General features: G+C 57.4%; 10 protein-coding genes. 5 read left to right on the top strand and 5 right to left on the bottom strand.

From position 1 onward, the window contains the following. Window positions 1–167 precede the first annotated feature (167 nt). Both ftsZ and lpxC read left to right on the top strand, forming a co-directional pair. On the top strand, window positions 168–1364 hold the full coding sequence (gene ftsZ, locus ELE36_RS03795; protein WP_129831829.1) for a cell division protein FtsZ: 1197 nt from the start codon (window positions 168–170) through the stop codon (window positions 1362–1364). Window positions 1365–1658: 294 nt separating this feature from the next. Next, window positions 1659–2570: a UDP-3-O-acyl-N-acetylglucosamine deacetylase gene (gene lpxC, locus ELE36_RS03800; RefSeq protein ID WP_129831830.1), complete on the top strand. Its 912-nt coding sequence runs from the start codon at window positions 1659–1661 to the stop codon at window positions 2568–2570. A 56-nt stretch (window positions 2571–2626) separates the two neighbouring features. Here lpxC and ELE36_RS03805 read toward each other — a convergent pair whose 3' ends face one another. Further along, window positions 2627–3085, bottom strand: coding sequence for a DciA family protein (locus ELE36_RS03805; RefSeq protein ID WP_129831831.1), 459 nt, complete (start codon window positions 3083–3085; stop codon window positions 2627–2629). Between the two features lie 102 nt (window positions 3086–3187). On the opposite strand from ELE36_RS03805, the gene ELE36_RS03810 reads away from it, so the two are divergent. The 3 genes from ELE36_RS03810 to ELE36_RS03820 all read left to right on the top strand — a co-directional run bounded on the left by ELE36_RS03810 (window position 3188) and on the right by ELE36_RS03820 (window position 8172). Continuing rightward, on the top strand, window positions 3188–4057 hold the full coding sequence (locus tag ELE36_RS03810) for a M23 family metallopeptidase (RefSeq protein WP_242512349.1): 870 nt from the start codon (window positions 3188–3190) through the stop codon (window positions 4055–4057). 333 nt (window positions 4058–4390) lie between these two features. Then, entirely contained in the window at window positions 4391–7108 is a 2718-nt protein-coding gene (secA, locus tag ELE36_RS03815; protein ID WP_129831833.1) for a preprotein translocase subunit SecA, read from the top strand. A 122-nt stretch (window positions 7109–7230) separates the two neighbouring features. Beyond that, window positions 7231–8172, top strand: a complete 942-nt coding sequence (locus tag ELE36_RS03820; RefSeq protein ID WP_277987063.1) for a Nudix family hydrolase — start codon at window positions 7231–7233, stop codon at window positions 8170–8172. Between the two features lie 63 nt (window positions 8173–8235). On the opposite strand, the gene coaE is transcribed toward ELE36_RS03820, so the two are convergent. Genes coaE through pilB form a run of 4 tightly spaced genes read right to left on the bottom strand, consistent with a single transcriptional unit; the run spans window position 8236 to window position 12754 of the window. Continuing rightward, window positions 8236–8862 (bottom strand): dephospho-CoA kinase, encoded by a 627-nt coding sequence (gene coaE, locus ELE36_RS03825; protein ID WP_242512350.1) that lies wholly within the window; start codon window positions 8860–8862, stop codon window positions 8236–8238. Beyond that, the gene (locus tag ELE36_RS03830) at window positions 8859–9731 is read right to left on the bottom strand and encodes a prepilin peptidase (protein WP_129831835.1); all 873 of its coding nucleotides are present in this window, start codon (window positions 9729–9731) and stop codon (window positions 8859–8861) included. The genes coaE and ELE36_RS03830 overlap by 4 nt, the downstream gene beginning before the upstream one ends. A 35-nt stretch (window positions 9732–9766) precedes the next feature. Then, entirely contained in the window at window positions 9767–11032 is a 1266-nt protein-coding gene (locus tag ELE36_RS03835; protein ID WP_129831836.1) for a type II secretion system F family protein, read from the bottom strand. Between the two features lie 3 nt (window positions 11033–11035). Further along, window positions 11036–12754: a type IV-A pilus assembly ATPase PilB gene (gene pilB / locus ELE36_RS03840; RefSeq protein WP_129831837.1), complete on the bottom strand. Its 1719-nt coding sequence runs from the start codon at window positions 12752–12754 to the stop codon at window positions 11036–11038. Window positions 12755–12887: the final 133 nt, after the last annotated feature.

Raw genomic sequence — 12887 nt, forward strand, 5'->3', positions numbered from 1 at the left:
AGAAATGCGAGGCAAGGATGTTTCGCAAAAGGCCCGAAACGGGCTTCCATCTCGGATGAAACGTCCGGGCTGGGCGGGGTGGTCAACGCCAGCCGCCCCCGTCACCGGAGCAGTTCAGCGCCGGCGAACGACAACAATATTGGTAGTGTCCTTACGGAGGATGGGAAATGTTTGAATTAGTCGAAAAACTCGCACCGAATGCGATCATCAAGGTCATCGGCGTAGGCGGCGGCGGCGGTAACGCCGTGGCTCACATGGTTCTGTCACAGGTCGAAGGCGTGGACTTTTTGTGCGCCAACACCGACGCCCAAGCCATGCGTAACAGCGGCGCCAAACTCACGGTGCAGCTCGGCGCGAATGTCACGAAAGGGCTGGGCGCGGGTGCCAATCCCGAAGTCGGTCGCCAGGCCGCGTTGGAAGACCGCGAGCGAATCGTGGAAATCCTGCAAGGTGCCGACATGGTGTTCATCACTGCCGGCATGGGCGGTGGCACGGGCACGGGTGCCGCACCCGTGGTCGCGCAGCTGGCCAAGGAAATGGGCATCCTCACCGTGGCGATTGTGACCAAGCCGTTCCCGTTCGAGGGGCGTCGACGCATGCAGGTGGCAATGAAGGGCATCGAGGATTTGTCGCAACATGTCGATTCCCTGATCACCGTGCCTAACGAGAAACTGCTGACCGTACTCGGACGCGACGTGACCATGTTGTCAGCGTTCAAGTCGGCCAACGATGTGTTGCTTGGTGCGGTACAGGGCATCGCCGATCTGATCACGCGCCCGGGTCTCATTAACGTCGACTTCGCCGACGTGCGCACGGTGATGTCGGAAATGGGCATGGCGATGATGGGCACCGGCACCGCGAGTGGCGATGACCGTGCCCAAGCGGCGGCTGAAGCGGCGATCAATAATCCGCTACTAGAAGACGTCAATCTGTCCGGTGCGTGCGGAATTCTCGTCAACGTGACCGCTGGCCCGAATCTGACCATGCGCGAATTCGACGAGATCGGACAGGTGATCCACCAGTTCGCTTCCGAAGACGCCACAGTGGTGGTCGGTACCGCGCTCGATCCAGAAATGCAGGATGAAGTGCGTGTGACCGTGGTCGCTACCGGCCTGAATCGCGGTGTGGCAAAAATGCCGCTGCGCAAGGAAGAGGCGGTGCAGCGCACCAATGCGATTCGTCTGGTTGGCGCGCGTACTGGTACCGACAATGTGCCATTCGACTACGCCGCTGCGCCGACGAGTTTCCGCAGCACGCCAGCCGCGCGCAATCACGCCGCGAGTGAAGCACCGAACTTGCCAGGACCGGAAACCCAGATCGACTATCTGGATATCCCGGCATTCCTGCGTCGTCAGGCTGATTGAAGCCCGCAAACCCGGTGCGTGCTGCGCGCGCACCGGGAGAATGCGTCTGGTTGGCGTATCGATTTTGTGCATGAAATCGATCCCGCGCAGGCGCTTTAATGCTGAGTCTCCGCGCGCGTTTTGATGAGTGTGGATGCGGCTTATTCGCATCTGAGAGGTGGGTTTGATCGATGTCAACCTGTTGTGTAAATGCAACAGGTTGTGGGGTTCTTGCCATGGTTTGCTTTCCACGGCAAAACCGCTGTGCTAGCATCGCTCCGCAATCGCTCCTGCCCCACGGGACAAAAAAAAGAAATGATCAAACAACGCACGTTGAAAAATACCATCCGCGCGACGGGTGTCGGCATCCATACCGGTGAGAAGGTTTACATGACCTTGCGCCCGGCAGCAGTGGATACCGGCATCGTTTTCCGTCGTGTCGATTTGAAAGTACCGGTCGAGATTCGCGCGAGCTGCGAGAATGTCGGCGATACCAGCTTGTCCACGACGCTGGTCAAGGGCGATGTCCGCATCGCCACCATCGAGCACCTGCTCTCGGCGATGGCCGGCCTCGGCATCGACAACGCTTACGTCGACCTGAGTGCCGCCGAAGTGCCGATCATGGACGGCAGCGCGGGTCCGTTCGTGTTCCTGCTGCAGTCCGCAGGTATCGAAGAACAGTCAGTACCGAAACGTTTCATTCGCATCAAAAAATCCGTCACGGTACGTGATGGCGACAAATGGGCGCGCTTCGAGCCGTTCGATGGTTTCAAGGTCGGTTTTTCGATCGACTTCAATCATCCGATTTTCACCAAGCGTGCTTCGACTGCTGAGATCGACTTTTCTACAACGTCGTTCGTGAAGGAAGTGTCACGCGCGCGCACCTTCGGTTTCATGCGTGACATCGAAATGCTGCGTGAGCGCAAGCTCGTGCTCGGCGGATCGATGGATAACGCGATCGTGCTTGATGACTATCGCGTGCTGAATGAAGACGGCCTTCGTTACGAAGACGAGTTCGTCAAGCACAAAATTCTCGACGCCATCGGCGATTTGTATCTGCTCGGACGTAGCCTGATCGGCGCATTCTTCGGTCACAAGTCGGGACACGAGCTCAACAACAAATTGTTGCGCGCAATGATGAGCGACGTCACGGCCTGGGAAGAGGTCAGTTTCGACGATCCGGCCAAGTTGCCGATTTCTTACGCCCATCCGGCGCAAGCCGTCTAAAAACGTTGCAATAAAACCATCAAAACGGCGCCCGTAAAGGCGCCGGCGAGGGAAGATCACTCGGCGAAGGACGCCAGACGAAGATACAAGGCCCGCAATTCGGGGTCAGCTAGAGAATTCGCTGCTGTACGTAAATGTGCAGCAGCGGCTTGCGAAAGGGGCTTCGGCCTTGCTGCGTTCGGGGGAACAGGCAGCGAGGGCGCCACTTTGACGGCAAATTTTTCGACACTCGCACCGAGGGCAACACGGGCTTCGGCGAGCAGGGCGGTTTGGTAAAGCCTGAGCTTTGCCGCCCACGTGGAAGAGTTCGCTAGAAAAACGATCCGACCCGAGCGCACATCAGCCAGGCGACATTGGCTACGAAGTGGTTCGGGGAGTGGACGGCGCAGTTTTCGATCCAGTGCTTCCAGCACGCGCGAGCGCTCAGTGAGCGACGCGAGGGAAGCGCACTCTGCAGCACGAATCGGCCCGGACAAGGGCGGCGATTTTGGGTTGGAGGGGGGCGAAGATTGCATGGCAGAAACCGGATACAACGAAGAGACGTGATGAACATCATAATCGTTGCCAGGCCGCATGCGGCACCTGTATCGATAGATTTAAACAGTTGGCGCGGACGTTTGAAGGTAGGCTTGGCGGTTACGCTGTGTGGTTTGACCTGTGCTGGCTTGGGCGTTTGCGCCACGCTGGTGATTGCCGGACCTAGCGATCATGCGCTGGCCGGAATCCGCGCGATGCACGCGCAGGTTCTCGCCCAGCAGGGCGCACTGGATGCACTGGATGCCTCATCGCACCGAAATCTGGACGCGTTGGCATTGAAGCTGGGCGAATTGCAGGCACAAGCTACGCGCTTGAATGCACTCGGTGAGCGTTTGACCCAGGTCGGCAAGCTCGAAGACGGCGAGTTCGACTTCAAGGAAGCGCCGGCATTGGGCGGCCCCGAAGATACCTCGGCGCCGTCGCATGCGCTGGACGAACAATTTTCGGCGTCGATCACGCGCATGCACGCGCAGTTCGATGAACAGGAAGCGCAACTTTCGGTGCTTGAAAATTTATTGCTGGATCGCAAGATCAGCAACGCGCTGCTGCCGCAAGGCATGCCGGTCGCGACCGGATACATCGGCTCCGGTTACGGCGGTCGCAGTGATCCGATCAATGGCCACAGCGAATTCCATAGCGGTATTGATTTTGATGCAGCACCGGGTACGCCGATCCAGGCCGTCGCGGAAGGTGTCGTCACGTGGAACGGCGAACGTCCGGGTTACGGCAATGTGGTTGAAGTCGATCACGGCAACGGCTACATGACACGTTATGCGCACAATCAGCAGAATATGGTGGCGGTAGGCACGCGCGTGCACGCTGGGCAGATCATCGCCAAGGTCGGTTCGACCGGACGCGCTACCGGTCCGCATTGTCACTTCGAGGTGTGGCTGGACGGACATCCGGTCAATCCGCTGAGTTATGTGCAAGGCAAGCATCACAACGGCTAGATATTCTGAATCTGCGTTCGATCGATCTGTAAGACTTTGTAGAGAAATCGATTCGGCATCGCAGTAAACGCAAGCCGGCAGCTTGAACGATTGCCGGTTTTTTGCGAGCATTTATGCGATTGTTCTGCTGCGTATTCTTGGCAAAACGATCACACTTGAATGCGTTGGCGCGGTTCGCCAAGCAATCGTCGCGCCCTTGAAAGCACAGTATTAAACCCAAACTGGTTTGCTTTGGGCGGAAGCCGCCGTATCATGCGGCGGCTTCTGCTTTTCAACTGCGGGCGTGAATTCCCGCACGTATTACCCATTCCCTTTCGTCACCTTTGGTTTCCCATGTTCAATAATGTTCTGACGCGCATCTTCGGCAGCCGCAACGAGCGCCTGTTGCGCCAGATGAATAAAACCGTTGTGCAGATCAACAAGCTCGAGCCCGCCACGCAGGCGCTCAGCGATGATGAATTGCGCGCCAAGACCGACGAGTTCAAGCAGCGTCTCGCCGCTGGTGAAACGCTTGACCAATTGCTGCCCGAGGCCTTTGCCGTCGTGCGTGAGGCATCGCAGCGCGTGCTTGGTCTGCGCCACTACGATGTGCAATTGATCGGCGGCATGGTGCTGCATTCCGGCAAGATCGCCGAGATGCGTACCGGCGAAGGTAAGACGCTGGTCGGAACCTTGCCGGTGTATCTCAATGCATTGACCGGCACCGGTGTGCACGTCGTCACCGTCAATGATTACCTGGCGCGGCGCGACTCGGCCTGGATGGGCAAGGTCTACGCGTTCCTCGGCATGCGTGTCGGTGTGGTTTATCCCGGCATGAATCACGCCGACAAACACGATGCGTACGCCGCCGACATCACCTATGGCACCAATAACGAATACGGATTCGATTATCTGCGCGACAATATGGCGCTGTCGCGTGACCAGCGTTATCAGCGCGGCCTGAATTTTGCGATCGTCGATGAAGTCGATTCGATCCTGATCGATGAAGCGCGCACGCCGCTGATCATCTCCGGTCCGGCCGACGATTCGCCGCAGCTCTACATCAAGATCAATCGTCTCGTGCCGCGTCTGACGCGTCAGGAAAAAGAAGAAACCGGCGGCGATTATTGGGTCGACGAAAAACAGAAGCAGGTGCATCTGTCCGAAGAAGGCATGGAACACGCCGAGCAGTTGTTGCGCGCTGATGGCATCGTCGGTGCCGACGAAAGCTTGTACGACACGGCACATCTCGCGATCGTGCATCACTTGAATGCGGCATTGCGCGCGAATGCGCTGTACCAGCGCGACGTGGATTACATTGTGCGCGATGGCGAAGTGATCATCGTCGATGAGTTCACGGGTCGTACGCTCGCCGGTCGACGCTGGTCTGATGGTTTGCATCAGGCGGTGGAATCGAAGGAAGGCGTGCCGATCCAGCGCGAGAACCAGACACTCGCTTCGATCACGTTCCAGAACTTCTTCCGCATGTACAAGAAGCTCGGCGGCATGACCGGCACGGCGGATACCGAAGCCTACGAATTCCAGTCGATCTACGGTTTGGAAGTGGTGGTGATCCCGACGCATCGACCAATGGTGCGCAAGGACAATCAGGACATGATTTTCCTGAAGCAGAATTTCAAGTTCGATGCGGTGGTCGAGGACATCAAGGATTGCCACGAGCGCCTGCAACCGGTGCTGGTTGGAACGACCTCCATCGAAACTTCGGAATACATCGCCGGCTTGCTGGTCAAGGCCAAAATTCCACACGAAGTGCTCAATGCCAAGCAGCACGAACGCGAGGCGCATATCGTCGCCCAGGCCGGCCAGCCCGGCGCGGTCACGATCGCCACGAACATGGCCGGTCGCGGTACCGACATCGTGCTCGGCGGCAATTTCGAATCCGAAATCGCTGCCTTGGGCGAAGAGCCCAATGAGGCCGAACGTGATCGTCTGCGCGCCGCGTGGCAACAGCGCCATGATGCTGTGCTGGCCTCGGGCGGTTTGCATATCATCGGCACCGAGCGCCATGAATCGCGCCGTATCGATAACCAGTTGCGTGGTCGTTCTGGCCGTCAGGGCGATCCGGGTTCAAGCCGTTTTTATCTGTCGCTCGAAGACAGCTTGTTGCGCATCTTCATGGGCGAAGGCGTGGCGCGGTTGATGCGTGCGTTCGGCATGAAAGAACACGAGGCGCTGGAAGATCGCCTGATCACGCGCCAGATCGAAAAAGCGCAGCGCAAGGTCGAAGCGCACAACTTCGATATCCGTAAACATCTGCTCGAGTTCGATGACGTCGCCAACGATCAGCGCAAGGTGATCTACGAACAGCGCAACGAGTTGCTTGACGCTGACAATATTTCCGAGAACGTCGACAATATCCGCTACGACGTGTTCTCCGATCTGTGCCGCAAATATGTGCCGCAGAACAGTATCGATGAACAGTGGCGCCTCGGCGATCTGGAAAAAGCGCTGGATGACGATTTTGGTCTGCAGCTCGATCTGAAACATTGGGCCGAGGATCAGAAGGAGCTCGACGCCGATGACGTGCGTGATCATGTCATCGCGCAGATGGAGCGCTATTTCCGCGAGAAGGAAACGCTGGTCACTTCCGAAGTCATGCGCGCGCTCGAAAAGCACGTCATGCTGACCGTGCTCGACACCACCTGGAAAGAACATCTGTCGAGCATGGATTATCTGCGTCAGGGAATTTACCTTCGCGGTTATGCGCAGAAGCAGCCGAAGCAGGAATTCCAGCGCGAATCGTTCTTGCTGTTCCAGACCATGCTCGAGCGCGTCAAGAGCGAAGTCGTGACGATGCTGGCGCGCGTGCGTGTGCGCAGCGAGGAAGAAGTTGCGGCGATGGAAGAGCAACAGCGTCTGCAACAGGAGCGTGTGCCGCTGCAGTTTCAGCACGCCGACGCAAATGGTTATCAGGCGGAAGGCGCGCCGCCGGCCAACGTCGCGCCGGACTCGCAGCCGCTCACGCGTGAGGCGCCGAAGGTCGGTCGCAACGATCCGTGCCCGTGCGGTTCGGGCAAGAAATTCAAGCAGTGCCATGGACGACTCGCCTGAGATTTCCGCCGCGAGCGCGTAATACATCGCGATCATCATCGGCTTGCGACATCGTCTGAAATAACCCCCGAGCCGCGCTGAATTCAGCGCGGCTCGTTCATGTCTGGATCAAGGCCGCGCACATGAAAAAAACGCCTATGTATGTCGTTGCCGGCGTGATCCGCGATGCGCGCGGACGGATCCTGCTGGCGCAGCGACCACCAGGAAAACATCTGGCGGGACTGTGGGAATATCCGGGTGGCAAACTCGAAGCCGGTGAAACTCCCGAGCAAGCATTGGCGCGCGAGTTGCACGAAGAACTCGGTATCCACACCACGGCGATGCGACGGTTGATCCGCATTCCGTGGCATTACCCGGATAAAGACATCGTACTCGACGTATTCGATGTGCTGGCTTACAACGGTGAGCCGAGCTCGTGCGAAGGCCAGCAATTGCAGTGGCATGCGCTCGGGGAATTGTCCGGTGCGGATATGCCACCAGCGGATCGCCCGGTGCTGGCGGCGCTCAAGCTGCCGCATGAATATGCGATTTCGCCGGAGCCGACAAATCCCGCTGAATTTCTGACAGCGCTGGATCGCGTGCTCGCGCGCGGCGTGCGTCTGGTGCAACTGCGTGGCAAAACCATATCACGCGAATTGCTACGCGAACTGGTTCCCGTGGTGCTGGATCGTTGTCGTGCGGCGAATGCCCGATTGCTGTTGAATGGCGATATTGCGCTGGCGCAGGAATTTGAACTCGACGGCGTTCATTTGACGTCAGCGCAATTGATGCAGCATTCGTCGCGACCGCTGCCGACCGAGCAATGGCTAGCAGCGTCGTGTCACGACGAAGCAGAGTTGCAGCATGCGATGGCGATTGGCGTGGATTTCGTCACTCTCTCGCCGGTGTCGCTGGCAAGCAGTCATCCGCATGCGCCTGTCATGGGCTGGGAGGGCTTCGCCGCGCTTTGCGCGCAGGCAGCGCTGCCTGTGTATGCCCTCGGTGGTTTGCGCTCCGCAGACGCCGATACAGCGCGTGTGCACGGCGCGCAAGGCATAGCGGGTATTTCGACGTTTTGGAGTTAGGCGATCGGCGGTTATCAGAACCCCGGCGAAATGCGGCGTGGTGTGACGATCCAGATTCAACTGCTAGTGCGATACCAGCGTCAGGTAACGTTGATGCAATTGCTCGACCGCGGCATTCAATTCTTCCAGCGTGCCGGTGTTTTCGATCACATCGTCGGCACGCGCCAGACGCGCCGAACGGCTCGCTTGCGCTGCCAGAATCTGCTGCGCAAGTTCCACGGTGACGCCGTCGCGTTGCAGCAAGCGCTCGATCTGCAATGATTCGGGTACGTCGATGACCAGCACGCGATTTATCCAGTCGTAGTCATGCGCGGATTCGACCAATAGCGGAATCGCCAGAATGCTGTAGGCCGTTGCATCGCGACGCACCCGCGCGTGAAGTTCGTCGCGCACACCTGGATGCAAAATCGCTTCGAGCTCATGCCGCAGTTGCGGATTGGCGAACACGCGCTCGCGCATGTATTTGCGGTCGAGTTCGCCAGTTGCGGTAATCGCATCGCTGCCGAACACGCGCGTGATATCCAGCAATGCCGGTTGACCGGGAGCTACCAGTTCGCGTGCGATCAAATCCGCATCGTGCACACACATGCCAAGCTGTTCGAATTGGCGCGAGACTGCACTCTTGCCCGATGCAATGCCGCCGGTGATTACAACGACAAGCCGTCCGCGATCAACTGCGACGGAATTCACCCCAATCCCAGCGTGTGTTGCCATAACGCGATGATCTCAGCGCCCCATACAAACTGCACCCAGCCCGCAATCGCGATGAATGGGCCGAAGGCAAATGGAATGGAGCGATCCTGGCCACGCAGCAGCATCAAGCCGCCACCGATCAAGGCGCCGACGAGGGACGACAGCAACACGATCGGCAGGATGCTGGTCCAGCCCATCCATGCGCCGAGCGCGGCCAGCAGTTTGAAGTCGCCATGGCCCATGCCTTCCTTGCCCGTGAGCAGTTTGAACAGCCAGTACACCGACCACAGACTGAGATAGCCGACGATCGCGCCGAGGATGCTGGTATTGCCATCGACAAACAGCGGAACCAGGGCAATCAACAAGCCAAGCCAGAGCAACGGCAGCGTGAGATTGTCCGGCAATAACTGCGTGCGCGCATCAATGCCACCGAGTGCGATCAGCGTCCAGCTGAAAGTCAGTCCCGCTGCGGCCTGATAGGTCAGGCCGAACTTCCATACGATCACGGCTGAAGCGATGCCGGTCAGCAATTCCACGAGTGGATATTGGATCGAAATGGGCGTTTGGCAGTGCCGGCAGCGACCGCGTAGTACCAGCCAGCTAATTAGCGGGATATTTTCGAAGGCGCCGAGCGCATGTTTGCAGTGTGGGCAATGCGAAGGCTCACGCACGATGCCCGGTGGCGCGGGAGTCGGCGTGGTTGGTGCGTCCAGTTCAAGGAATTCGCGGCTCTGCTGTTGCCAGTCGTGCAGCATGCGCGCCGGCAGACGCAGAATCACGACGTTGAGGAAACTGCCGACGATCAGACCCAGGACGCCAGCGAGCGCCACGCTCGCCACGGGCGAGGCTTGCAGGAGTTCAAGCATTGAATTGGTGCTGTGGGCGTATGTGTGGAGTCGGGTTACATCGTTGCGGCGAGTTTGAAAATCGGCAGATACATACCGACCACGATACTGCCGACAACCACGCCGATAATCATCATGATGAACGGCTCAAGCAGAGTGCTCAAGGTATCGACCGCGTTATTGACCTCTTGCTCATAGAATTCGGCGATCTTGAAGAGCATGGTGTCGAGTGCGCCCGATTCCTCGCCAATCGAGACCATCTGGACCACCATGTTCGGGAAAAGATTGGTCTGCCGCATCGAGAGTTGCAAGGAATGACCTACGGATACGTCTTCGCGTACTCGCTCGGTCGCTTGCGCGTAGACGATGCTGCCGGTTGCGCCGCCAACAGCGCTGAGTGCTTCAACCAGCGGAACGCCGGCTCTGAATGTGACGCCAAGAGTACGGGCAAATCGCGCGATTGCTGATTGATGCAGGATTTTGCCGATGACCGGAATTTTCAGCATGACGCGATCAATCAAGTGGGCGAAAGCGGGCGAGCGATTTTTCAGCATGACCAAACCGACAATCGAGCCGATCACCACAGCTAGCACCAACCACCAGTAGGCGATCAGAAAATCCGAGCAATTTACCAGCATCAAAGTAAACGCCGGAAGATCAGAGCCCGCTGCTTTGAAAACGGTTTGAAATGTAGGCAGCACAAATATCAACAAGACTGCAGCAACCAAAAACGCCACCGCCAAAACGATCGCAGGATAAAAAAGCGCCTTCTTGATCTTGGCCTTTATGGTTTCGAGATTTTCCTTGTACGTGGCGACCGTATCCAATACCGAATCGAGCACACCAGCGGCTTCGCCCGCACCTACTAAGTTGCGATAAAGCTCATCGAATTGCACCGGATATTTGGCCAGCGATTCGGTCAACGACGAGCCACCCTCGATTGATGTCTTGACATCGATCAACATGTTTTTCATGCGAGGATTGTCCTGGCCACTAGCCACAATCTCGAAGGCTTGCACCATCGGAATGCCGGCCGCCATCATCGTTGCCAGCTGACGACTGAAGACCGCAATTTCACGCGCAGTAACCGTTTTTCCGGCAGCGCCAAACAGCGGTTTACTCTTCGGTTTGATGGAGGTGACGTTGATACCTTGGCGACGTAGCTCCGCCTTGACCATCGTTATCGATTTACCTACATGGTCGCCCTTGAGCTTGACCCCGCGCTTGTCAGTTCCTACCCATTGAAACGGCAGCATCTGATTGACCTGCGCTCGCGCAGCGCCGGTTGTTTTTCCGGCTTTGATTGCGGCTACTGTTGCCATGGCTTAATCCTTGGTGACGCGGTTGATTTCGGTGAGGCTCGACAAACCGTTTTTCAATTTGAGCAATGCAGACTGGCGTAGATCACGAATCCCTTCGGAGCGAGCTTGGTTGGCGATTTGCGCCGCGCCACCGCCCTCAAGGATGATTTGTCCGATCGACTCGGTGATCGGCATCACCTGGTAGACACCAACGCGCCCCTTGAACCCTTCATTGCAGGAAGAGCAACCCAAGGCATCGTAAAGATGCAGATGCGGAATTTCTTCCGCGGTAAAACCTTCCTTGAGCAAGGCTGCTTCGGGTAGCGTGAACGGTTGTTTGCAATCGTGCAAACGTCGCATCAAACGCTGTGCGATAACCAGTGTTACCGAAGAAGTGATGTTGTAAGGCGCTATGCCCATATTCATCAAACGTGCAATGGTTTGCGGCGCATCGTTGGTATGCAGGGTGGACAACACCATGTGGCCGGTTTGCGCTGCCTTGATGGCGATCTCCGCCGTTTCAAGATCGCGAATTTCGCCGACCATGATCACGTCGGGATCCTGGCGCAAGAACGAGCGCAGTGCGGTAGAAAAGGTCATGCCGCGCTTGAGATTGAACTGTACCTGGTTGATGCCGCTAAGGCGTATTTCAACAGGGTCTTCGACGGTCGAGATATTGCGCCCTTCGGTATTCAGTATGTTCAGCGCAGTGTACAGCGATACGGTCTTGCCGGAACCCGTCGGGCCTGTGACCAGCACCATGCCATACGGCTTGTCGATGGCGTTGAGGAACAACTCTTTCTGATCCTCCTCATAACCGAGCTTGTCGATACCGAGTTTGGCCGCCGAGGCATCCAGAATACGCAGAACCGCTTTTTCCCCGAACAAGGTCGGGCAGGTGCTGACACGAAAATCGATGGCCTTGGTTTTTGATAGGTTGAGTTTGATACGACCATCTTGCGGCACACGTTTCTCGGCGATATCGAGCCCGGACATCACCTTGATGCGAGAGCTGATGCGCGGGCTCATCTTTATCGGCGGTGCGGCCATGTTGCGCAGAATGCCATCCATGCGAAAACGCACACGGTAGGTGTTTTCGTATGGCTCGAAATGAATATCGGATGCGCCGCGTTTGATCGCATCGATCAGCACTTTGTTGATGAAGCGTACTACCGGCGCATCGTCGGTACCGGTTGCATCAACGCCAGAGCTTCCCGCCTCGCCATCGTCGCTGGTGTCACCAAGCTCGAGATTCTCCAGGCCCTCTGAGTCTTCCAATCCATCCATGATCGGACCAGCTTGGTTCATCGCCTGGTCGATGGCGCGATCCAGTAAATCCTGTTGTACCAGAATCGGCTCAACCGCGAGATTCGCCTGGAACTTGATCTCATCCAGCACACGCTGATGGGTGGGATCGGAAATGCCCACAAACAACCGATTGCCACGCTTGAACAGCGGCAAAGCCTTGTGCTGGGTGATGGTTTTTTCGCTGACCAGCTTGATCGGAGCCTGACTCAGATCAAGTGCACTGAGATCAAACAGCGGCAGTCCAAACTCCACCGAACTTGCCAGCGCCATTTTTGCATCGCTGATCAGGGCGTGCTCGACCAGATAGCTCGCCAACGGCGTTTTGAGCCGCGTGCTCGCTTCAATAGCTTTGCGGATATCCACATCGGTGACGGTGCCTTCTGCCACCAGCCTGCGAGCGATGCCGTTAAGACCCGCCAATGCCATTGGGTTCATTTGCGTTGCCATAATTCCCCACGCTTCAATCCAGATCAAATGTACCGCAAAAGGGGCAGTGAATGAACTACCATTTGCAACGGAACCAATAATTTGCGACAACATCCACAACTTGGCCTCACAATACATACGC

The sequence above is a fragment of the Pseudolysobacter antarcticus genome (assembly GCF_004168365.1).
GTDB classification, from domain to species: Bacteria; Pseudomonadota; Gammaproteobacteria; order Xanthomonadales; family Rhodanobacteraceae; genus Pseudolysobacter; species Pseudolysobacter antarcticus.

Bases quoted from the DNA above. Each gene is read 5' to 3' on its own strand.
- ELE36_RS03805 (WP_129831831.1), bottom strand. From the start codon at position 3,085: ATGCAATCTTCGCCCCCCTCCAACCCAAAATCGCCGCCCTTGTCCGGG.
- lpxC (WP_129831830.1), top strand. From the start codon at position 1,659: ATGATCAAACAACGCACGTTGAAAAATACCATCCGCGCGACGGGTGTC.
- pilB (WP_129831837.1), bottom strand. From the start codon at position 12,754: ATGAACCCAATGGCATTGGCGGGTCTTAACGGCATCGCTCGCAGGCTG.
- ELE36_RS03820 (WP_277987063.1), top strand. From the start codon at position 7,231: ATGAAAAAAACGCCTATGTATGTCGTTGCCGGCGTGATCCGCGATGCG.
- secA (WP_129831833.1), top strand. From the start codon at position 4,391: ATGTTCAATAATGTTCTGACGCGCATCTTCGGCAGCCGCAACGAGCGC.
- ELE36_RS03835 (WP_129831836.1), bottom strand. From the start codon at position 11,032: ATGGCAACAGTAGCCGCAATCAAAGCCGGAAAAACAACCGGCGCTGCG.
- ftsZ (WP_129831829.1), top strand. From the start codon at position 168: ATGTTTGAATTAGTCGAAAAACTCGCACCGAATGCGATCATCAAGGTC.
- ELE36_RS03830 (WP_129831835.1), bottom strand. From the start codon at position 9,731: ATGCTTGAACTCCTGCAAGCCTCGCCCGTGGCGAGCGTGGCGCTCGCT.